This window comes from Acidimicrobiales bacterium (assembly GCA_041394265.1).
Lineage (GTDB): Bacteria > Actinomycetota > Acidimicrobiia > Acidimicrobiales > SZUA-35 > JBBQUN01.
Genome location: JAWKIO010000005.1, coordinates 3,549,786 through 3,569,948, shown reverse-complemented (window position 1 = coordinate 3,569,948; position 20,163 = coordinate 3,549,786). Strand labels below are relative to the sequence as shown.

Annotated in this window: 22 protein-coding genes and 1 pseudogene; 18 read left to right on the top strand and 5 right to left on the bottom strand. The window is 65.2% G+C overall.

From position 1 onward, the window contains the following. Positions 1-11 precede the first annotated feature (11 nt). Positions 12-944 carry a pentapeptide repeat-containing protein gene (locus R2733_17385; protein MEZ5378280.1) on the top strand — a complete coding sequence of 311 codons (933 nt, stop codon included), beginning with the start codon at positions 12-14 and terminating at the stop codon, positions 942-944. An 11-nt stretch (positions 945-955) separates the two neighbouring features. Here the strand turns inward: R2733_17385 and R2733_17380 are convergent, their stop codons facing one another. Next, positions 956-2,182 carry an IS256 family transposase gene (locus R2733_17380; GenBank protein MEZ5378279.1) on the bottom strand — a complete coding sequence of 409 codons (1,227 nt, stop codon included), beginning with the start codon at positions 2,180-2,182 and terminating at the stop codon, positions 956-958. 215 nt (positions 2,183-2,397) lie between these two features. Continuing rightward, the gene (locus tag R2733_17375; protein MEZ5378278.1) at positions 2,398-2,844 is read right to left on the bottom strand and encodes a hypothetical protein; all 447 of its coding nucleotides are present in this window, start codon (positions 2,842-2,844) and stop codon (positions 2,398-2,400) included. Between the two features lie 252 nt (positions 2,845-3,096). Between R2733_17375 and R2733_17370 the strand changes: the two genes are divergently transcribed. Both R2733_17370 and R2733_17365 read left to right on the top strand, forming a co-directional pair. After that, entirely contained in the window at positions 3,097-3,552 is a 456-nt protein-coding gene (locus tag R2733_17370; protein MEZ5378277.1) for a hypothetical protein, read from the top strand. A gap of 127 nt (positions 3,553-3,679) precedes the next feature. Further along, positions 3,680-4,588 carry a tyrosine-type recombinase/integrase gene (locus tag R2733_17365; protein MEZ5378276.1) on the top strand — a complete coding sequence of 303 codons (909 nt, stop codon included), beginning with the start codon at positions 3,680-3,682 and terminating at the stop codon, positions 4,586-4,588. 123 nt (positions 4,589-4,711) lie between these two features. On the opposite strand, the gene R2733_17360 is transcribed toward R2733_17365, so the two are convergent. Together R2733_17360 and R2733_17355 are read right to left on the bottom strand one after the other, a co-directional pair. Beyond that, positions 4,712-5,413 (bottom strand): hypothetical protein, encoded by a 702-nt coding sequence (locus tag R2733_17360; protein ID MEZ5378275.1) that lies wholly within the window; start codon positions 5,411-5,413, stop codon positions 4,712-4,714. 232 nt (positions 5,414-5,645) lie between these two features. Then, a complete protein-coding gene (locus tag R2733_17355) occupies positions 5,646-6,074 on the bottom strand; it encodes a hypothetical protein (protein ID MEZ5378274.1) in 429 nt (142 codons plus the stop codon). 223 nt (positions 6,075-6,297) lie between these two features. Between R2733_17355 and R2733_17350 the strand changes: the two genes are divergently transcribed. The 13 genes and pseudogenes from R2733_17350 to R2733_17290 all read left to right on the top strand — a co-directional run bounded on the left by R2733_17350 (position 6,298) and on the right by R2733_17290 (position 17,056). Beyond that, the gene (locus tag R2733_17350) at positions 6,298-6,792 is read left to right on the top strand and encodes a helix-turn-helix domain-containing protein (protein ID MEZ5378273.1); all 495 of its coding nucleotides are present in this window, start codon (positions 6,298-6,300) and stop codon (positions 6,790-6,792) included. 92 nt (positions 6,793-6,884) lie between these two features. Continuing rightward, positions 6,885-7,532, top strand: coding sequence for a hypothetical protein (locus R2733_17345; protein MEZ5378272.1), 648 nt, complete (start codon positions 6,885-6,887; stop codon positions 7,530-7,532). Next, positions 7,514-8,320 carry a hypothetical protein gene (locus R2733_17340; GenBank protein ID MEZ5378271.1) on the top strand — a complete coding sequence of 269 codons (807 nt, stop codon included), beginning with the start codon at positions 7,514-7,516 and terminating at the stop codon, positions 8,318-8,320. The genes R2733_17345 and R2733_17340 overlap by 19 nt, the downstream gene beginning before the upstream one ends. Next, complete coding sequence (locus tag R2733_17335; GenBank protein MEZ5378270.1) at positions 8,317-8,997, top strand: SAF domain-containing protein; 681 nt, start codon at positions 8,317-8,319, stop codon at positions 8,995-8,997. Before R2733_17340 ends, R2733_17335 begins: the two co-directional genes overlap by 4 nt. Beyond that, positions 8,994-9,722, top strand: a complete 729-nt coding sequence (locus R2733_17330; GenBank protein ID MEZ5378269.1) for a hypothetical protein — start codon at positions 8,994-8,996, stop codon at positions 9,720-9,722. The genes R2733_17335 and R2733_17330 overlap by 4 nt, the downstream gene beginning before the upstream one ends. Further along, entirely contained in the window at positions 9,719-11,038 is a 1,320-nt protein-coding gene (locus R2733_17325) for an ATPase, T2SS/T4P/T4SS family (protein ID MEZ5378268.1), read from the top strand. Before R2733_17330 ends, R2733_17325 begins: the two co-directional genes overlap by 4 nt. Next, positions 11,035-11,871, top strand: a complete 837-nt coding sequence (locus tag R2733_17320; GenBank protein MEZ5378267.1) for a hypothetical protein — start codon at positions 11,035-11,037, stop codon at positions 11,869-11,871. Before R2733_17325 ends, R2733_17320 begins: the two co-directional genes overlap by 4 nt. Then, positions 11,868-12,755, top strand: a complete 888-nt coding sequence (locus tag R2733_17315; GenBank protein ID MEZ5378266.1) for a type II secretion system F family protein — start codon at positions 11,868-11,870, stop codon at positions 12,753-12,755. Before R2733_17320 ends, R2733_17315 begins: the two co-directional genes overlap by 4 nt. Before the next feature lie 21 nt (positions 12,756-12,776). Continuing rightward, the gene (locus R2733_17310) at positions 12,777-12,968 is read left to right on the top strand and encodes a hypothetical protein (protein MEZ5378265.1); all 192 of its coding nucleotides are present in this window, start codon (positions 12,777-12,779) and stop codon (positions 12,966-12,968) included. Between the two features lie 44 nt (positions 12,969-13,012). Then, positions 13,013-13,363: pseudogene (locus tag R2733_17305) on the top strand (pilus assembly protein). After that, positions 13,360-13,782, top strand: a complete 423-nt coding sequence (locus R2733_17300; GenBank protein MEZ5378264.1) for a TadE/TadG family type IV pilus assembly protein — start codon at positions 13,360-13,362, stop codon at positions 13,780-13,782. Before R2733_17305 ends, R2733_17300 begins: the two are co-directional and overlap by 4 nt. Beyond that, complete coding sequence (locus R2733_17295; GenBank protein MEZ5378263.1) at positions 13,779-14,198, top strand: pilus assembly protein TadG-related protein; 420 nt, start codon at positions 13,779-13,781, stop codon at positions 14,196-14,198. The genes R2733_17300 and R2733_17295 overlap by 4 nt, the downstream gene beginning before the upstream one ends. Then, a complete protein-coding gene (locus R2733_17290; protein MEZ5378262.1) occupies positions 14,195-17,056 on the top strand; it encodes a BTAD domain-containing putative transcriptional regulator in 2,862 nt (953 codons plus the stop codon). Before R2733_17295 ends, R2733_17290 begins: the two co-directional genes overlap by 4 nt. Before the next feature lie 883 nt (positions 17,057-17,939). On the opposite strand, the gene R2733_17285 is transcribed toward R2733_17290, so the two are convergent. Beyond that, positions 17,940-18,950 carry a peptidoglycan DD-metalloendopeptidase family protein gene (locus R2733_17285; protein MEZ5378261.1) on the bottom strand — a complete coding sequence of 337 codons (1,011 nt, stop codon included), beginning with the start codon at positions 18,948-18,950 and terminating at the stop codon, positions 17,940-17,942. Between the two features lie 234 nt (positions 18,951-19,184). On the opposite strand from R2733_17285, the gene R2733_17280 reads away from it, so the two are divergent. Together R2733_17280 and R2733_17275 are read left to right on the top strand one after the other, a co-directional pair. Then, positions 19,185-19,481 carry a hypothetical protein gene (locus R2733_17280; GenBank protein ID MEZ5378260.1) on the top strand — a complete coding sequence of 99 codons (297 nt, stop codon included), beginning with the start codon at positions 19,185-19,187 and terminating at the stop codon, positions 19,479-19,481. Further along, positions 19,478-20,161 carry a hypothetical protein gene (locus R2733_17275; protein MEZ5378259.1) on the top strand — a complete coding sequence of 228 codons (684 nt, stop codon included), beginning with the start codon at positions 19,478-19,480 and terminating at the stop codon, positions 20,159-20,161. The genes R2733_17280 and R2733_17275 overlap by 4 nt, the downstream gene beginning before the upstream one ends. Positions 20,162-20,163 lie beyond the last annotated feature (2 nt).

The following is a 20,163-nucleotide window of genomic DNA, read 5'->3' as shown; positions in this document are numbered from 1 at the left end:
GGGTGGGCTTCATGGAGGACTGGATCGCAGCATTTCTGTTACAGGGCGGTGACCGGTCAGGCCATGACCTGACCGAGGACGGCCGCCTGGATCTTCGCGGCATCGAGTTCCCGACCGTGGCCGAAGCCAAGGCGGGCGCGTTCCGCGTGGACCAGCTCACGTCCCTCGCAGCGCAAGGGATCTACGTTCGAGATCAAACATGGAGCGGACTCGATCTGAGCGGAGCGCGGCTCGAAGCGCTGTTTTTCATCAACTGTCGGTTCCTCGGCTGCGTGTTCGACGACGCCAACATGGCAAACACCGGGTTCTCCAGCAGCCGGATCGAACAATGCTCGTTCGTCGGAACGAACCTGCGATCAGCTGGCATCGGAAACGCTGGCACGATCCTCCGAGACGTCGACTTCTCGAGGGCGTCCCTCATCGACGCCCGGTTCACGGACGGAGACTTCGAACGCTGCGACTTCACCGGGGCAACACTCACCCGAGTGCGGTGCATCAATACCCGATTCCATCACTGCAACCTGTCAGCCAAGCTGACCGACATCCAGTTCTACGCCCAGAAACTCCTGACTCCCGACCCGGCTGACAACCTGTTCGCCCACTGCGACCTCTCAGGCGCCGACCATCGCCGCGTAGTGTGGCGCCGAGTCGATCTTTCCACGTGCCAGCTCCCCGAGGCCGAGTCGTCCCTCTGCTTCGTCTACGACGCTGCAGCCATCGAACGGGCAGAGCAAGACCTGAGGCAGCATCACGGTCAGGTAGGGGCAGGTGCAGCCGCCTACATCTCGGGCTACCGGAAATGGGCGCCCGAACATCCGGCGATCCTGTTGATGAACGCAAGCGATCCAGCACCTGACAGTGATCTCATTATTGATGCGCTGACCAAACACTGCGGCCGGATCGACAGACAGAGTCCCGTGGGGTGGTGGGGGTTCCGAGTGTGATGCTCGGTGTGTCAGGCCTCGAGTTGGGCCTGTGATCGGTCAGTGTCGCGCACCCGGTTGAGGTCTGCCATTGATCCTTCGGACATGTAGCGGCGGGCGACCGCCCACTCGTCGTGCTGATCAGCCAGGACCGCCCCGATCAACCGGATCGCGGCAGCGTCGTTGGGGAAGATCCCAACCACGTTGGTGCGCCGTTTCACTTCCTTGTTCAGCCGCTCCAACGGATTGTTCGACCAGACCTTGCGCCAATGAGCACGAGGAAACACCCCGAAAGCGAGCACATCGGTCTTGGCGTCACGCATCGACCCCGCAGCTTTCGGGAACTTCGCCTCCAACGTGTCGGCGACCTCGTCCCAACGGGCGTCGATCTCGCTGGTGGTCCCGAGCGTGAAGATCGACCGGAACGCGGCCGCCACCATTTCCTGCTGACCCTTGGGGACCTTCGCCAACAGGTTCCTGGCGTAGTGCACTCTGCACCGCTGCCACGATGCTCCGCTCAAACCCTTACCGATGGCGGCCTTCAACCCTTCGTGAGCATCAGAGATCACCAGGCGGACCCCGCCCAGTCCGCGTTTGCGCATCGAGCGGAGGAACGACAACCAGAACGTTTCGGCTTCGGAATCGCCGATATCGACACCGAGGACCTCGCGTTCGCCCTCAGCGGTGATCCCGGTCGCGATCACCACCGCACGAGACACGACCTGGCCCAAAGCGTCGTCGCGGACATGGACGTAGGTGGCGTCGAGATACACGTACGGGAAGCTGGTATGGCCAAGCGTCCGGTTCCGGAACGCTTCGACCCGTTCGTCGAGACCGGCGCAGATCCGCGACACCTCCGATTTGGAGATCCCGGTGTCGATCCCCATCGCCGAGACCAGGTTGTCGACGCTGCGGGTGGAGACGCCGTTGACATAGGCCTCCATCACCACCGCGTACAGGGCCTGATCGATCCGGCGTCGGGGTTCGAGGATGCTGGGGAAGAACGAACCCTTCCGGAGTTTCGGGATGCCAAGCTCGAGGTCGCCGGCCTTGGTCGACAACAGCTTCGGTCGGGTCCCGTTGCGGTGTGTCGTGCGGTCGATCGACCGTTCCCACGGGCCGGCGCCGATCTGTTCGGCCGCTTCGGCGTCGATCAGTTGTTGCAGGGCCCATTGGGCGAGCTGGCGGACCAGATCGGTGCCTTCTCCGATCGAGATCGCGTCGAGCAGGTGGTCAATGTCAGACTGTTGCAGAGTCATCGGTGTGGTTCTCCATGGTGTGCACTTGGTCGTACACACCGAGCATCACGCCGGTGACTCACCCAATGGTGGACCCGCTCCGAAACCCCACCACACCAAGGGACTCATACGATCGAAAAGTCGACCCACAGACCCCAGCCACCAGACTGACCACGAACTCCAGAGCAGCGAACGTCGCACCCCGTCGATCTTCACGGCCCGGGCGTCGATTGGTGCTACAGCGAGACCCAGCAGTAGAGGCCGTGGGATTGCTGTGTTGCCTGCCTGGCCAACCCAGCGAGTTGCTCAACCACACCTCGTGCGGTGCCCGGATCGATCCCCGAAGCTGAACCGTCGCCAGAAGTCCAGGCATCAGCCCCCGCATCGAGTTCGGCCACCGACGCTTGCCCCAGCATGTGCTTCACTACGGCCGGGAGTTTCATCACCCACCGCTCGTCAGAGAACGCAATCACGTCGTCAGGCTCAGCGAACCCATCCTCGCTGTCGGTCCCGTCCATTCTCGAGGCGAGACCGATCACCATCGACGGGTCGATCCCGCCCAACGACAACACACCCCCGATCTCGGTGCCCACCGGTGGCGCCGATGGACCCGCTGGCCACTCCAGGACCGCAGCAGCCTCCTCGTCACTCCCAACCACGAAATACTCATGCAGCATCGACACCCCAACACCGTCGCCGACCGGCACCACCTCACGCAACCGAACCGGCCTGCCCCCCGCTCGAAAGCCGCAACACATACTGCCGCCTACCACGCACCCAGCGACACCCCCAGAGCGCTCCCCAAGGCCGGCCGGAGGACACGTCCGGTGCTTCACTCTCGGCAGGCATCGGCCATGACAACATGACACCGGCGATCGTGCGGCGAGTTGACGCACCGAGAGAAGCGAGGTGGTGTGCAGAGCAGCAAGCACGGCATGGCTGAGCGCCGCTACGTACACGGCACCGACCGCTTCCGCGAAACGGTCTTCGGCAGCATCATCGCATTCATCGGACTTCAGCTCCTTGTGGCAGCGACCTTCTCGTCGAACACGCCAACGCTGTCACTCGCCGGTGCCGCGCTCATCGGCATCGGCGTCGCGGTGACCGTACGGGGCCGGCGTCTCGGCCTGGTGATCGCCGATGACCGTGTCCTGGTGCGGCGGTTCCTGTTCACACTGTCGTTCGAGAAGGACAAGTGCCGCCTGGTGATCGACGACGACCAGCCGATGTGGTCACTGCGCAAGTTCGCCCTCCTCAAGATCGCCGACGATCAAAGCCAGACCATCCATCAGATCTCATGGATCGGCAGGTGGACCAACGCACCGTCGCTGCGGGAGCTCCTGAACGAGATCGAAGCCACCGGGTTGGTCGTCGACCGACGCCCCGGCTGACCGCATCCACCGAGACAGCACCCTGCGTGCGGATGGCTTGTCCCTGCTGATTGCGTCGAGTCACCCATTCACCCCGGTGACCTTCGTGCGATGTCCTGGATCTCCCACAATTCCTGGAGATCAAACCATGCAAATCATCGAGCCCACACCATCCAGCCCCGGCCACAACGACAGCCCCCCGATCGACGAGGCCCACGTCGCTGCTGCGTCGTTTCTCGCCCGCTACAACGGCCGCACCCTCGACGCCTACCGGTTCGACTTGCGCAACTACTTCCAATGGGCATCCGACAACGACCTCGAGGTGCTGGCAGCGACACGCCCCCATATCGAACTGTTCCGGACCGCGCTGGAACGACGAGGACTGGCCGCCTCCACGATCGATCGTCGCCTCTCGACGGTGTGTGGCTTCTACCGGTTCGCCCACATCGACGGCCGGATCGCCACAAACCCGGCCCAATACGTCCGCCGTCCCAAAGTCCATCCGTCGGACTCGCGTGGCATGGACCGCTCCGAACTCGGCGTGTTCCTTTTCACCGCCGAGCGCCACAGCCCAGAGCACGCCGCCCTCGCTGTCCTTCTCGGTCTGAACGGTCTGCGTGTCAGTGAAGCGTGCGCCAGCAACATCGAGGATCTCGGTTCCGAGCGGGGACACCGGACACTACGAATCGTCGGCAAAGGCAACAAGCCAGCAGTCATACCGCTCGCACCACGCACCGCCCGCACCATCGACCTCGCGATCGGGGAACGAACCGACGGGCCGATCCTGCGTCGCCGTGACGGCCAACGCTTGGATCGGCGCACCGCCCACCGGTGGGTCCGCTCGATCGGGAAGCGAGGCGGCCTCGGACACGTCCACCCGCACATGCTCCGAGCCGGGTTCATCATGGCCGCCCTCGACGCTGGGGTCCCGCTACGTGACGTCCAACTCGCTGCACGCCACGCCGACCCACGAACCACCACCATCTACGACCACCGCAGACAAAACTTCGACCGCCACGCCGTCTACATCGTGGGTGCCTACGTCACCGGCGGATAGCCCCCCGGGTACGCGAACACGGGCGCGCCAGGTCGACTGGATACAGCCACGGAGCCGTGCGAAGGGGAATCCATGAAAGCCCGCTGCCGGAAGATGGAGCCACGGAGCACGCCGCTCATGAGATCAAGCCACGTCGGCGATGATCATCGCTTCTGCGCGAAGGCGGCGACGGCGAAGGCTGTGAGGCAGCACTCCCCGCTCGACGGCGAGTTCGTCGAAGCGCACATCCTGCACACGTGTGAGCGCCACGAGGCGAGCGTCTTCAGACGACACCACACCCCGCTTCACTGCCTCGCCGAGCACATCGACAAGGCGACTGGCCGGATCGGCTGAGGGTGCCGCCGCAACCGGGTGAAAGACCATTGGGTCGGGGATTTCCTTGCCAGCGTGGCGGAACAGCATCGCTGATGCGGCCTGCCTCGTGTCCAGGCCGATGTTGCCGCCGATGTTGTTCGGCCTCCGATCGAGCGGGTACTCAGCGATGCGTCCCCACGCCGCCGCAACAACGGTGGCGGCGACCTCCTCATCGCTGTGCGGTCCAGGAAGGAAGCGATTGGTGGTGCACACCATCCCCGGCATCTGGATGTGAAGCACGACTCTCCATGCGAGCGAGTCGGTCGCACCGCAGCGAATGAGCGCCGCGAGGACCTCGTCTCGGAGTGACCGGTCGGGGTCGTGCGCCCTGCCAACGACGGCGTTCAGATCACCGAATTCGTGCAGCGCCGGTTCTTCGGATTTCCACGTCTCGAGCGATACCGCCGCCTTTCGTGACCGAACGATGCGGGCCCACTCGTCGTTGAGATCGCGGAACAACTTGATCGACATGGCTGGTCTCCTCGCCTTGGGATAGGCCAGGAACCGTCACGAACCGCACTGCACCGACTTCTGCACCGTGCACTGCACCAACGCGAAGAAATCCCTGGTGCCACTGCACCGCCGACTGCACCGTGCAGTCGTCGGTGCAGTGCGACGGCACGCCTCACGTAGCGACAACGATTGACGCAAACGATCAGGAGATCGGCGTGCGCTCGTCGCCCTCTGCCTTCAATCCGAGGCTTCAGCGAAGACGGTCGACCTGCGCAGCGGACCACCGTGCGAGGGCGATCCCCGCCATCTCCGTCGCCTGGTTCCGGTCCGCCGTGACCACGAACACGAAGCGTTCGGCATTCACGTCGACAACCCAACCGGTGAGCGTTCCGCCAACCAACCGAAACTCGAGAACGTGGCCAAGCCGAAGGTCGATCGGCGCAACGAACCAACCGAACGCAGCGTCCCATGGCCACTCGGCCTCGACCCACTGACCATCGGCGATCCAGACGTTGGCGACCGACAGGCATGCTTGGCCAGATGGCAGGTCGAGAAGTCCGAGCCCCGGTCCGAGACGCAGTGCAACCGGACCCGGCGGGTGTTCGACCACCTCAGGTCTCAGGACCTTGTTGGGCACCCGCTCAACGCCAGCGGGGCGACGGCGACCGAACAGTCGCATGGCTGCATCGTAGACAGACCCAGTGTCAACGCAATCGACATCAGCTCGTCCGACATCGCCAGCCGCGCCGCTCCCAGGCATTGGCGGCGACGGGCGGCGCCAGCTCCGGTGCCAAGAAGGGCCGATGCCGAGCCAGCGTGGTCACAAACCGCCAGTAGTTCCACCCATGGTCACAGGTTGTGACACCCACCACTCTGGGTGATCGAAGGAGTCATCCACTGACATGACTGGGCGGAGCGGCGACGCAGCTACCTCCCGGCGGTCGTCGGCTGATCACGCTGGCGGCGCCGAAGAGGTTGGACACGACACGGTCCTGCACGTCAAGGGTGTTGCCACCGTGAGCCACATCTTGGGCCGCAAGTGGACCACCACCATCTTGATCGCCTTGACGGCCGCACCTGTCCGCCACGGTCCGCTGTGCCGCAAGCTCAGTGGCATCAGTCGCAAGGTGCTGCACGAAAGCCTCAACGCACTGATCGAGGATGGACTCGTGGAGAAGGTGATTGGCGTCGACGACCTCGACGGGGTGTCGGTCAGCTACGGCCTCACGCCTCTGGGCCGGTCTCTCGCCCCCGTCATTGCCGAACTGGACGTCTGGTGCGCACACCACTTGGATGAACTCACCCACGCAGGCTCTGGCGAGGGTGCTCGACTACGGGTCGAGCGGAGCGTTGAGCAGGGTGATCACCCCGAGGTAACCACGGTCACGTTGCAGTAACCGGGCGCTCCAGGTTGATCCTGGCGACCGTGACCACCCGACTCTGCACGATGCGACAGACGCCAAGGCGCCACCTGCGCCAGCATTTGTGCATGAGCCATGTCGCGTTCCGCCCGTCAACACCGCCTTCCTTCGTCATGCGACGCATCATTCCGCTCCTTGCGGCGGCAACTGTCACGCTCTCGGCGTCGGCATGCTCCTCATCGGGCAGCGAGGCAACAACAGCCTCCTCGACGACACAAGCCGAGACGACAACTACCTCCACCCTCGACACGACCACGACGTCGACGACCGCGCCTGCGGACACAGAGCCCGCGCCAGCGGTCCCTTCGGACGCCGAACTCGCTGACGCAATCAGCGCGTTCTGGGCGTTGTATGACGAACTCGGTGCGAGCAAGGAGCCGTTCGATCCAGCGATCCGCACTCGGCTCGAGGAGCGCTCGACCGGCGACGAGTTGGCGACCCTCTTCAACTACTTCCAGAGCAACGCCCGAGCCGGCTACTACATCCAAGGCGGCATCGAGAGCTCTCTCACCGTCGTGTCGGCCACGCCGACCGGTGCCCATGTCCGCGACTGCTATGACGACTTCAGCGGTCTGTACCGAATCGACACCGACGAGCGAGTCGATGTCGACGACCCGGCACGCCATCAGGTCGTCTACATGCTCGTGAACGAAGACGGCGTGTGGAAGGTCTCGAACATTCTCGATGAGGGGTCCGGGTGCATCGTTTCCTCCTGACGTTCGGTCTCGGCGTTGCGACGCTGGCGTGGTGCTCGTCATCTGCCGGCGCAGACACACGTGGCGCCGCATCGACTGACGAGTCGGGGGCCGACGCGATCGCGTCCACGTCTGTCTCGCACGGACAGAGCGCAGGAACACGGGAGGACTGCACCTACGAGCTGGTCCCGACCACCGACGACAACCCGGTGTACGACGTCGACGGAAGCGTGATCACCGTTGACGGAACGGGGAACTGGTACGAGAAGACGTGCGGAACGACGTTTGTCGGTACGTTCTACATCTCCCCCGCCAACCCGCTCGACTTGCTCGCTGAGGCCCGCAGCCGCATCAACCTGCCGCTACCGCAACCCAGCTTGAGCCCCAACGGCGAGCAGATCGTGAACCTCACGACGTGGATGTGGATCGAGCCCACCGACATGGCCGACCAATCGGCAACCGCAGCAGTGCCGGGGCTCGCCGTCACGGTGACTGCCGTCCCCGAGTCCGCCTTCTGGACGATGGGCGACGGGACGATCGTCACATGCACCGGATCCGGCACGCCATTCGATCCCTCTCAGCCGTCGGCATCCCAGCAGTCCGACTGCTCCCACGCCTACGAGCGATCCTCGATCAACGAGCCGGGCCACGCCTTTGCCGCATCGGTGGTGACCCGCTGGCGCCTTTCTTGGACGGTTGCCGGCGCTGGCGAAGGTGGCGATCTGGGGACCATCGACCGCACCACCACCTTCCTCGTTCCCGTCGCCGAGGTCCAAACCGTCAACGTCAACCCACGAGGTGCGCCATGACCACCATCCTCCGGCCGCCGACCAATGCACGGCTCAATGGGCAGACCAAGCCAGCCGCAGCTGCCAAGGCTCCGGCGCCACCGTCTGGCTTGCGTCGAAATCGACCACGAATCGCCATCGGTCTCGTCGTGATCGCACTCTGTGTTCTCGGTGTGGTGACCGCAGTTGCTCGAGGAGCCGAGCGCACGCTCGTCCTCTCGCTGGCCATCGACGTCCCGGCGGGCACGACACTCGGCCCGAGCGACCTCATCGCCGTCGAATTACCGGCCGACACCAGCCTGCCGACCATCGCCAACGACGACATCGACATGATCATCGGCACGACAGCGGCGATGAGTCTGTCTCAGGGGACACTGCTCCATCCGTCGATGGTGACCGACGAGGCCCGGGTCCCCGATGGCATGGTGCTGCTCGGCATCGTGGTCGACTCCGGCCAGTATCCGATCGACCTCCGCGAGGGCGACAGGGTCGAACTGGTCGAGACCGGGGCCGTCATTGCCGGCAGCGATGGCGGCGTAGTGAACCTGGGCGAAGCCGACGTCCGAGGAATCGCGGAGCCCACAACCGGCGGCAAGGCGCTCGTCGTCTCACTGATCGTGCCCAGGGATGCGGCGGACCGGGTGGCGATCTCGGGCTCACAGGGTCGCATCAGCCTTGTGGTCGTGGGTTCACGATGACGCTCGTCGTTGTCGTCGCAGCCAAAGGCGCACCCGGCGCCACCACAACGTCGGCCGCGCTCGCCGCCGCCGGTGCCATACGCAACATGCCCACGCTGCTGGTCGAGCTCGACCCGGCAGGCGGCTCGTTTGCGCTCGAAACGCAACGGTCGCTCGACCCGGGACTGGGCACCCTGCTGGCGGCGGCTCGACGTGGCCTCGATTCCTCCCTCCTGACTGCACACTCCCAAGTACTTGCGAGCGGGGTCGAGGTACTCCTCGCCCCGACGGCGCCCGATCGCGCCAAACGAGTCGTCACGACCTTGGCCGGTGGCCTCGCTGAGCTGCTGAAGCAGCGACCGGGCCTGACGATCGTCGATGGTGGTCGCTGGGACGGCGACAACAGCCTCACGCCCGTGTTGGCTGCGGCAGACCACGTGATCGTCCTTCTTCGACCCAACGCTTCCGGCACCGAGGCTCTCCGAAACCGCTTGTCGGGCCTGGCGGAGATCAACCGAAGCAACGCAGTGGTCTGCGTTGGCGACCAGCCGTATTCCGCTCAGGAGGTCGCCGCAGCGCTTGGCGTTGCAGCCGAAGCACCGATCGCACATGACGCCCGGGCCGCCCGACTCGTGGTCTCTGGCGTCCCCTTGGATCGTTGGCTTCGTCGATCCTCCCTCATGCGCTCCACCCTCGACATGGTCGATCGACTGACTGCCAATCACGACTCGGAGGTGCTGGTATGACCATGACGGCGCCCCAAACCAACGACGATCTCGTCGGTCGAATTCGTTCGTCGATCGCCGCTGAGTTGTTCCGGCAGACCCAGCAGGCCGAGGCCACTTCTGGGCGTCGACTGCAACGTAGCGATGAGGAACTTCTCGCTCGAGATCTTCTGAACCGCCATTTCGACGAGCTCGCCAGCGCAGCGATCGACTCAGGCCGCGAGCCACTCGATGATCGGACGGAGACCGAGGTCGGCCAGGCAGTTCTCGCCAGGCTCTTCCAACTCGGCCGCCTGCAGCCTCTGCTCGACGACACCCAGATCATGAACATCAATGCCAACAGCTTCGATCGGGTGTTCATCGAGTACGCCGACGGGTCGAAGGTGCAGGGCCCGCCGATCGCCGGGTCGGACGAGGAACTCGTCGAGATGATCCGCGAGATCGCTCGTCGCTACGGCTTGTCCGAGCGCGAGTTCAACATGGCGCATCCCAAGCTCCACATGCAGCTCCCCGATGGCAGCAGGCTCACTGCGGTGAACTGGCTCAGCGGCCAGCCCAGCCTGTCGATTCGACGACACCGGTTCATGCGGGTCGACATGGCGAAGCTCGTCGAGCTCGGCGCCGTCGACCACGCGCTCGCATCGTTTCTGTCGGCTGCTGTTCGAGCACGAAAGCGCATCATCATTGCTGGCGCCACCGGTGCTGGGAAGACCACGATGCTGCGCGCGTTGGCATCGGAGATCCCACCCGACGAACGAATCGTGACGGTGGAGACCGAGTTCGAGCTCGGTCTCGATCGGTTTCCCGATCTCCACCCCGACTGTGTCGCCCTCGAGACACGTGCGGCAAACGTCGAAGGCGTCGGCGAGTTCACGCTGGCCGATCTCGTGAAGCTGAGCCTTCGGATGGATCCTGGTCGTGTGATCGTCGGCGAGGTGCTGGGCGCTGAAGTCATCCCAATGCTCAACGCCATGAGCCAGGGCAACGACGGCTCGCTGTGCACGATTCACGCCCACTCCTCCGGCGAGGTATTCAACAAGATCGCGCTCTACGCGATGCAGTCGCCCGAACGCCTCGACCTGGTGACGGCGAATCATCTTGCAGCCGGCGCGATCGACCTGGTCGTCTTCATCTCGAAGAACGACGCTGGCCGCTACGTGTCATCGGTGCGCCAAGTGGTCGAGGCGATCGATCGTCAGGTCGTCACGAACGAGCTCTTTCGCCCGGGTCCTGACGGGCGGGCGGTCACCGGCGATCCGCTCCCCCATGACCTGGCCGCCGAGCTGGCCCTCCACGGCTACCGGGCCGAACGTGGTTCGGACTGGGGCCGGCAATGATTGCCGTTGCGATCGTACTCGGCTTGGGCATGGCTGCCGGCCTGTTGCTGGTGCTCGACGGAATGACCACGACGGCGAGCCATCCCAAGCCGGCAAGGCATCGGGCACCTGTCGACCACCGTCGTTGGGCGGTGTCTCTCGGCGCCGGATTCGTTGCGCTGGTGCTGACGCGGTGGCCGGTAACGGCACCGGCCGTCGCCGCCCTGGTGTGGTTCGCCCCGCACCTCCTCGGCGGCAATGCGAACCGAACCGCCGCCATGGAGCGCACCGACGCCATCGCCGGGTGGACCGAGATGCTGCGAGACACCATCAACGCCGCCCACGGCATCGAGGCCGCCATCACCTCCACCGCCGGGGTAGCGCCGCAGGCAATCCGTAGCGAAGTCCGCCAGCTTTCACGTCGGATCACCCACGAGCCGCTGGAACGGGCGCTGGCCGACTTCGCCGATGATTTGGCCCACCCGATCGGCGACCTGGTCGTCGCTGCACTGAGCGCAGCAGCGACACACTCCGCTCGAGACCTTTCCGAACTCCTCACCACCCTCGCCGCAGCGGCCCGAGATGAGGCAGCGATGCAGCTTCACATCGATGCGACTCGGGCGCGGATGCGAACGACGGTCCGAGTGATCACCGGTGTCACCGTGGCTACCGCCGCTGCCCTCGTCCTGTTCAACCCGACCTACGTTGCGGCCTACGCAACCTTGCCGGGACAGGTCGTGTTGTCGTTCATCATCGGTTGTTGGGGCGTTGCGCTGTGGTGGCTGGCCCGGATGGGCCGCTTTGATCAGCCCGAGCGATTCCTCATCGGCCGACCCCTGGAGTCGACGCCATGAACACGATTCTGCTCGGCGTCGGGCTGGGTGCCGGATCGATCGCAGTGTGGACCGGCATGTTCCCGGCGAGGTCGTCGCTCGCCGAAGCGATCGACCGCATCCATCAGCCACGCCAGGTGCCCGTCGTTGCAGCGGGCGATGAGTCGACGTGGACACGCCTCGTCGGGAGACCGCTGGCCTCCACCTCGTTGGTGTCGCGCATCGAACAGCGCTTTCGCACCGACATCCGGATCACCGGCTCGTCCGCCTCCGAACTGGCGGCGCAGATGGCGATGGCTTTTTTGGCCGGACTGATCTGGGCGCCAATGGTCGCCGGGATCATGGCGGCCGGCGGCGTCTCGGTGCCGTGGATTTTGCCGGCGTGGGGCTCGTTGCTCCTTGGACTCGCTGGCGCATGTGTGCCGCTCGCCATCTTGAGGTCCGCCGCAGCGGAACGGCGCAATGCGTTCCAACATTCCCTCAGCTGCTACCTCGACCTGGTGGCCATTCGCCTCGCAGGCGGTGCCGGTGTCGACGGTGCGCTCAGCCACTGTGCCGAGGCATCACCGAGTTGGGCGTTCACCGAGATCCGCCAAGCGCTGGTCGAAGCTCGGCTGATGGGTGAAGCACCGTGGACCGGCCTCGGTCGACTCGGCGAAGACCTCGGTGTACCGGCGCTGTGCGAGCTGGCGGCCAGCACGGCGCTTGCCGGCAACGAGGGAGCCCGCGTTCGAACATCTCTCACGGCGAAGGCTCGCTCGCTGCGAACCAAGGGTCTCGCCAGTGCCGAAGCCTCCGCCGAGTCGGCAAGTGAGCGGATGTCGCTACCGGTCGTGCTGCTGATGCTCGGCTTCGTTGCCTTTCTCGGCTACCCCGCCGTCCTCCAAGTTCTCACCGGTCTGTAATCACCATGAAAGGGCATCGACATGCTTCACTACCACTACCTCCGAGCCTGGGTGATGTCCCGGGTGCCGGGCCTCGACCGCGACAGCGAGCGCGGCAGCACGACCACCGAGACCGTGATCATGACGGCAATCATGGCCGGACTCGCGCTCTCGGTCGGAGCGATCATCGTTGCTGCCGTGATCGCCAAGGCGAACTCCATCTCCCTCGACTAGCGCGACGGCGCTCGGCCGGCGCCGCTGAATCGGGCACCGCAGGCGTCGAGATGACGCTCATCGTCCCGGTGCTGATGTTCATGGTGCTCCTGATCATCCAGTTCGGTCTCTGGTACCACGCAAGCGCGGTCGCCGAGGCGGCAGCACAGGAGGGCGTTCGGTCATCTCGAGTCGCCCAGGGCTCAGCAGACATCGGTCAGGCCCGGGCCGCCGAGTTCATGGCGGCGAACGCGCCGAGCCTGATCGAAGGCACCAGTGTGGTGGCCACCCGCACCACCGAGACCGCACGGGTCGAAGTCAACGGACAGCTCCGTTCGATCGTCCCCTTCGTGCAGCTGTCCATTCACGCAGAAGCCGAGTCGCCGACCGAACGGTTCCGGGAGGACGACCGATGACTCGGCATCGCCAGAGCGAACGAGGATCGGCCCCCGTCGAACTCGTGCTCGTCACCCCGCTCCTCGTCGGGCTGCTGCTGTTCGTTGTAGGCCTGGGTCGGCTGGCTGGCGCTGCGGGTGACGTCGAGACCGCAGCACGCGAGGCCGCACGAGCTGCGTCCAACGAGCGTTCGTCGTCCGCAGCGAGGCAGGCCGGCACGGAAGCTGCATCGACAACGCTGCGTGACCGGGGTGTCGAGTGTCGAAGCCTCTCGGTCGAGATCGACGCCGCGCAGTTCCGAGCCGACGGTTTCGTGACCGCCGCAGTGCGCTGCACCGTTGATCTACAGGATGCGACGATGATCGGCTTCCCAGGAGCCAAGACCTTGAGCGCAGCCTTCACCGCCCCCGTCGACCGCTACCGAGGAACCGACCAATGACACCTCGGAGCCAAGAGCGGGGATCGGTCACCGTGTTCACCGTCGTCATGACCGTGGCGCTGCTGTTCATGGCTGGGCTCGTCTTCGACGGAGGTCAGATCCTCAACGCCCGGCGAGTCGCCGCCAACATCGCAGAGTCGGCGGCCAGAGCGGGAGCCCAAGAGCTCGACGAGGACGCTGCCCGTGGCACTGGCGCCACCACGCTCGACGCCCGCCGCGCTGCGGCCCGAGCAAATGACTTCCTTGCTGCTGCGGGTCATGAAGGAGCAGTGACCGCAACCAGCGACACGGTGACCGTGACCGTTTCGATTCGACAGCCGATGGCCATTCTCGGTCTCGGCGGGCTGGCCGAGGCCACCGTCACCGGTACGGGCCGGGCTGTACCCCTACGAGCAATAGGCGAGAACGGACCATGAGGAAAACCAAACACCCACCGCTGCTCTCTGCGCTCGGCGCCGCCACGACACTCCTTGCGCTCGTGGTCGGAGTGCCCGCAGCACTCTGGGCGATGTCGGGGTCGCCGATTCCCTCGAGCTTTCCAGCGGTTGCCGACATCCTCGATGGCCTCACCCGCGGCCCGATCGCCGACGCCACCATCGTCAAAGGGGTCGCTGTCGCAGGCTGGCTCGCATGGCTCGTGATTGTCGGCTCGTTCCTGCTCGAGCTGACTGCCTGGGTCAGCGGACGGACGGCGCCGCAACTTGCGCTCGCCGGTCCCATTCAACCCGCCGTCCGGCGGCTCATTGCAACAGCGGCCCTTCTCCTGTCGAGCCCCGCATTCACCACCGCGCCCATCGCGGCGTCGCCCGCTCCCGTCGTTGCCGTAGCACAGCCGCTCCGAGCTGCACCTGCGACCTATCTCGCTCCCAAGCTCGCTTCAGTCGGGACCTCCGTTGTCGATACGTCGACCTCGGAGGCAAAGATCCATGTCGTGCAGCGCCGCGACACCCTGTGGGGGCTGGCGAGGACGCACCTCGGCGATCCCCTTCGCTGGACCGAAGTCTTCGACCTCAACCAAGGGCAGCCTCAGCCCGACGGTCGCACGCTCCAGGATCCGAATCTGATCGTTGTCGGCTGGACACTCCGATTCCCCGACGATGCGGTTGGCCTTGACGTCGCTTCGAGTCCCGTTGAAAGCGAACGGACTACAGAAGGTGCGCCGACATCCGACATTCCCGAGGACCCGGACCGGACCGGCACGGCCGAAACATCGGCCTCAGTGTCGAGTCCGCCTGCCAACACGCCGACCGAGGCCGCACCCGAGACGACGCTCCCTGCTGCTGTCACCACACAGTCGGTCGTCTCCACGCCGTCGGCACCCGTCGACGCTGCGCCGGTTCTCCCCGTCGTCGAAGCAAGCAGACCCCTGGTCGAGCTCGTCGGCGGCGGCCTTCTTGCCGCTTCGCTGGTGATTGCCATCGACCGCCTGCGCCGAGTCCGGACACGCCAGCGCAAAGCGTCGGCGACGAGACCCCTCAGCGAACAGCTCCGGGCAACCGAGATGAAGGTACGTCACAGTGCCGATCTGGAAGGAGTCACTCGCCTCGACCTGGCGCTCCGGGCACTTGCCTCTGGCCTTCACCACGGCGACGCCGACACCGCCTCGATCATTGCCGTGCGACTCGACGGCGGCGATCTCGAGGTTCTCCTCGACGCGCCAACGAACAGCATCCCGGACGGCTTCGAGGACACGGGCGACTCACGCGGCTGGCGGCTGCGGTCACCGATCGATGAAGCAGAACTTCGACACCTTGCCAACGGGGCCACGGCTCCACTGCCGTCACTCGTCACGATCGGACTGGCCGACGGAGACCCCCTCCTCATCGACATCGAAACCGCCGGCGTTCTGACCATCGGGGGGCCGGAAGATCAAGCCCTTCCCTACCTACGCCGCCTTGCGATCGAGCTGGCCATGAGCACATGGACCGATCACCTCGATCTCATCACCGTTGGCGAACCACTCGGCGACATCAGCGGGAGCCAGCGTGTCCGCCACTTCGCTGACGCTGCCGAGGCCGTCGGACACATCGAGCTCATCGCCACGTCGACCGGGGAGCAGCTCGACGCTGCCGGATTCGCGAGCACCGTGGAAGCTCGCGTCGCCGATGACCACGGCGACGGATGGATTCCCACGATTCTCCTTGCTTCGGCTCCGCTTGATAGCGATCTCGTCGATCGGCTCGCAAGCGCGATCAAATCCGGGCGTGGTGTCGGCGCCGTGGTACCTGGGCCGATCCCTACCGCTGGATGGCACGCACTCCTCGACGGTCCGACACTCCAGCTTCTGCCGCACAACCTGCAGCTGACGGCTGTCTCGCTCGACGCTGAGACCACTGGTGACCTCGATCAGATCCTCACCGATCTGGCTTTCGACCAGCCATGCGGCGACGAGGTACTGGCACTACCGGAGGACTCCGCCGACGATCTGCCCGATGCCATCGACGATTCGCATGCCGATGACGACGCCGTTGCCGAGGACCTCACGCCGTTCGTCGAGGCGACTGCTGAGGTGGAGTTCCGAGTGCTCGGCTCGATTGACGTCGTTGGCATCGGTCCGATCGAACGCCGCAAGTCGATGGAGATCGCGACCTACCTCGCACTTCATGCGCCCGAGGGCGTTACCGACGACCGGGTGAAGATGGTCTTCTGGCCCGATGGGGTGCCGGAGCCGCAGACGTTCAACACCACGATGTCGATGACCCGCAGCGCACTCGGCAACGACAGCGAGGGCGAGCTGCTCCTGCCCCACTTCGCTGCGGCGGGACAGCGCTTCAAGCTTGGCGACAAGGTGACGACCGACCTGGCTCGGTTCACGGCTCGGGTGAGCTTCGCCAAGTTGCAGCCTCCCTGCGCGGCCCGCCCCATCCTCGAAGAAGCGCTGAGTATGGTCCGCGGCCAGCCGTTCGACACGAGCCGGGGCTATGAATGGGCCTTCGCCGAAGGCTTCGTGGCACGAGCTTCCATCGCGGTTGCCGAGGCCGCCCACCGGCTCGCCTCTCTTGCACTGGAGGCAGGCGACACGAGCCAAGCCGAGTGGGCCGCAAGCCAAGGTCTTCGCGCTGCGCCAGGTGACGAAGCCCTCTACCGCGACCGCATGCTCGCCGCCCAGCAGGCAGGCAACACGTCAGCCATCAAGCAGATCATGAACGAACTCTGTGAAGCCGTCGAAGCCAACGAACCGTACGACCAACTCGAGCCCGACACCGTCGAACTGTACGAGAGACTCTCCGGCAAGAGCGCACGAACCGTCAGCTCACCACATCCTCGACACTGAGTGATCCGGCACTTCCACCGAAGCCCAAGGCAAAATCCATTTCGCCTTCGCCACCGCCATGTTCAACGCTGATGTTTCCTCCAAGCAATCATGGCGCTGCTCGGACACGTCTCCGCTCAGATGAGCCTGCGCTGTGGGCACCCGGTCGACACGACCGTCCGGGCCAAACACGAACGAGCACAAGGAGACGCATGTCCGTCGCGACCGCTTCCCCTCTCAGGGCCATACGCAAGACGCCTGCCAACTCGGGCCAGACTGAGTCAACCCCACTAGCCACTTACTGCGCCCGAGGCATTTGTCTCGATGGTTCCGAGGCATACAGCCTCTATCCAAGAGCGGCCGCAATCAACGTCATGATCAGGATGGCTGTACCTGTGACCACAAGGGTGCGAGGGAGATCTGCGAGTTGGTGACGGTAGATCGTCCTCACAGACTGGTCGACACGAAAACTCGGTGGCGGAGGTGTTCGTCGTCGCGCTCTAAGCCAGCGGATGAGGCCGGCGGCCAGGAACAGCGCGACTGCCATACCCGTAGACCACGCCACGTCGCTCCAAATCACGTGCATTGTCTTCCTATCCGTCCTCGGTGTTGAGGCGGCTTCGAGTCTATGGACTCTCGATCGACTTGCCCGGCAACGAGCAGGTCGAATAGCCCATGGGCGCGGATCACTGTCACGCAACCCAGACAGCTTGTGATCCCGGTGGCCGCACCGGAACCGAACCGAGCCCGCTGTCAGACATCAGAGTTGGTTCGCTCCGCCCTCGAGGCGACTACACAGCCCCTCACCTGCTACGCGACGAATTGACACCTTCGCAGCTCTCGGCGGACCCGAGTCCAGATTCGCAGCCTCTTTGAGACCTACACTTCCCCCGGGCAAGGCGCGCTAGTTGATCCTGCAAAGTGCCGCCACCAGCGCGTAGGGGTTCACGTCCTCCTGCCCAGCCGGGTGGAGTTCGAAGTGGACGTGGGGTGGGGTGAACGCGGCGTTGCCGGTGTTGCCGACGTACGCGATGACTTGGCCGCCGGCAACTCGCTCGCCTGTGGCGGCGGCGTTGAGCGAGTTGTGGGCGTAGTAGTACCTGGTTCCGCTGTCGCCGTTGAGCCAGACGGTGAGGCCACCGAGGCCGACATCGGTGTTGCTGACCCGATCGATCACGCCGTCCTCGACGGCGACGAGCGGCGTGCCGGCTCGAGCGAAGATGTCGGTGCCTTTGTGAGTCCGTCCACCTGATCTGGGGAACCCCCAGTCGTTGGTGAACCCGACCTCTCCCGCCACCGGGCAGAACATGCCGCCGACGCCAATGACCGTGCCGAGCCCGTACTCGATGGCTTTCGCCATGACCGCGTCGAGGTACGTCTGGCTGCGGTTGTATCGAAGGATCGCAGCATCGAGATCGCCGACCTCCTCGCTCCCTCCGCAGAGATAGGCGGCTGCGGTATAGATCGCATCCCACGCATTGTTCGCGTCGGGGCTCGCCCCGATCGGGCGGCCAGGTGCGACTCGACCCCACGACGCCCAGGTGGTCGACAGAAACTGCATCGGACCCGCAGCACGAGCCCAGCCGCCAGGCATCGTTTGGTCCGGCACGCGTGCCACGCCTGCGCTGCCGTTCAGCGGAGGTCCGAGGATCGGTGGCGTCACCTCGCCCGTCAGCGGGTCGAGACGTCCCGCCCCATGGCCCGACTCGATCGATCCGATCGCAGCCAGCACCTGCCAAGGCAGACCGCGACAGCCGGCGGCTGCGTTCATGTAGACCGGCAGCAGCGACGCCGGTATCTCCTCCATCGCCTTGGCGCTCGGTGCGCCTACTCCGGCTCCTGGTACGACGGCGACGCTGGCGACGGCGAGGACGAATGCGACGAGGGCGGCGCCCACTGCGGCGATCAGTTTCATGACGAATGAACCTCCGGTGCTTGTTGCTCACGGCACGGGAAGGCGGTCGCTCCTCCGAAGACGCGTCACGACTTGCGACAACGCAGAAGATTCACGACGGCCGTGTCGCGTCCTGACCCTCCGGGGCGCCTTCTGTGTCGAGGCCTTCCGCCGGGCCTCACCAACGTCACCGACAATCCCGGCCGGTCGGGGGAATCCGCACCCCCCAACCGGCCGGGAGAAAGGCTCTCCGCCATGTCCCTCATCGGACTCGGCGTCTTCGCTCAAGTCGACGCCAACCCAACAGCTGCCGGCATGCCAGGCGCCGATCTGCTTCAACAAATGCTCGATTGGCTCAGCCAGGTCGCCCTGTGGGGATCGCTCGCATCGATCCTCCTGGGCGCTGCGCTCTACGGACTCTCCCAACAGAGCGGCAACTACGCAGGCGGCTACCGGGGCAAGCAGCTTGCCCTCGCCGGAGTGATCGGCGCATGCCTCGCTGGCGTCGCACCGACAGCCATCAATCTCTTCTTCCAGGCGGCAGGCGGATGAGTCGACGCAGCACCCTCTCCAACAAGACAGTCGTCGCGCTCGTGGCGTCCGCCCTCATCGCGGGCATGGCCGTCCACTCACTCATCAATCATCCCGACGATCACATCGCCCCTGCGGTGGCGATCGCCCAGCCGCCGGAGAACGGCCCCGGCCCCTGGCGGATCGATGACGGTGTGCCCGCCGGGTTCAGCCACGACGAGGCCGGAGCCCTTGCCGCTGCAACGAGCTACGCGACCATCGGCCAAACGCTGATCGACATGGCGCCCACCCAGATCCCCGATGCGGTTCGCCGCTACGCAGCGGCAGACACTGCTGACGAGCAGACCGCCGACACCACCGCTCAGCTGGCTTCGCTGCGCCAGACACTGTCGGCCGGCGAAGGTCGCATCCGCTATGTGAAGACCGTCATCGCCACCCGGCTCGACGCTGTCACTCTCGAGCGAGCCGAGGTGCGGGTCTGGAGCGTTGGGGTGCTGTGGCGCCACGGTGCGGCCGAACCGCAAGCCGACTGGACGACCTCAACGTTCGACCTCGTTTGGGAAGACGAGACCTGGAAGGTCGAATCGGAAACGCTCGTGTCCGGTCCAGCACCCGCACCGAACGGCGGAACCCCACCCGTCAGTGCCGCCGAGCTCGATCGCCTGCTCGCTGGCTTCAGCATCGGCACGGTGACCCGATGACG

Bases quoted from the DNA above. Each gene is read 5' to 3' on its own strand.
- R2733_17320 (MEZ5378267.1), top strand. From the start codon at position 11,035: ATGATTGCCGTTGCGATCGTACTCGGCTTGGGCATGGCTGCCGGCCTG.
- R2733_17385 (MEZ5378280.1), top strand. From the start codon at position 12: ATGGAGGACTGGATCGCAGCATTTCTGTTACAGGGCGGTGACCGGTCA.
- R2733_17295 (MEZ5378263.1), top strand. From the start codon at position 13,779: ATGACACCTCGGAGCCAAGAGCGGGGATCGGTCACCGTGTTCACCGTC.
- R2733_17325 (MEZ5378268.1), top strand. From the start codon at position 9,719: ATGACCATGACGGCGCCCCAAACCAACGACGATCTCGTCGGTCGAATT.
- R2733_17365 (MEZ5378276.1), top strand. From the start codon at position 3,680: ATGCAAATCATCGAGCCCACACCATCCAGCCCCGGCCACAACGACAGC.
- R2733_17360 (MEZ5378275.1), bottom strand. From the start codon at position 5,413: ATGTCGATCAAGTTGTTCCGCGATCTCAACGACGAGTGGGCCCGCATC.
- R2733_17285 (MEZ5378261.1), bottom strand. From the start codon at position 18,950: ATGAAACTGATCGCCGCAGTGGGCGCCGCCCTCGTCGCATTCGTCCTC.
- R2733_17350 (MEZ5378273.1), top strand. From the start codon at position 6,298: ATGACTGGGCGGAGCGGCGACGCAGCTACCTCCCGGCGGTCGTCGGCT.
- R2733_17370 (MEZ5378277.1), top strand. From the start codon at position 3,097: ATGGCTGAGCGCCGCTACGTACACGGCACCGACCGCTTCCGCGAAACG.
- R2733_17275 (MEZ5378259.1), top strand. From the start codon at position 19,478: ATGAGTCGACGCAGCACCCTCTCCAACAAGACAGTCGTCGCGCTCGTG.
- R2733_17310 (MEZ5378265.1), top strand. From the start codon at position 12,777: ATGCTTCACTACCACTACCTCCGAGCCTGGGTGATGTCCCGGGTGCCG.
- R2733_17315 (MEZ5378266.1), top strand. From the start codon at position 11,868: ATGAACACGATTCTGCTCGGCGTCGGGCTGGGTGCCGGATCGATCGCA.
- R2733_17330 (MEZ5378269.1), top strand. From the start codon at position 8,994: ATGACGCTCGTCGTTGTCGTCGCAGCCAAAGGCGCACCCGGCGCCACC.
- R2733_17290 (MEZ5378262.1), top strand. From the start codon at position 14,195: ATGAGGAAAACCAAACACCCACCGCTGCTCTCTGCGCTCGGCGCCGCC.
- R2733_17280 (MEZ5378260.1), top strand. From the start codon at position 19,185: ATGTCCCTCATCGGACTCGGCGTCTTCGCTCAAGTCGACGCCAACCCA.
- R2733_17355 (MEZ5378274.1), bottom strand. From the start codon at position 6,074: ATGCGACTGTTCGGTCGCCGTCGCCCCGCTGGCGTTGAGCGGGTGCCC.
- R2733_17335 (MEZ5378270.1), top strand. From the start codon at position 8,317: ATGACCACCATCCTCCGGCCGCCGACCAATGCACGGCTCAATGGGCAG.
- R2733_17380 (MEZ5378279.1), bottom strand. From the start codon at position 2,182: ATGACTCTGCAACAGTCTGACATTGACCACCTGCTCGACGCGATCTCG.
- R2733_17300 (MEZ5378264.1), top strand. From the start codon at position 13,360: ATGACTCGGCATCGCCAGAGCGAACGAGGATCGGCCCCCGTCGAACTC.
- R2733_17345 (MEZ5378272.1), top strand. From the start codon at position 6,885: ATGAGCCATGTCGCGTTCCGCCCGTCAACACCGCCTTCCTTCGTCATG.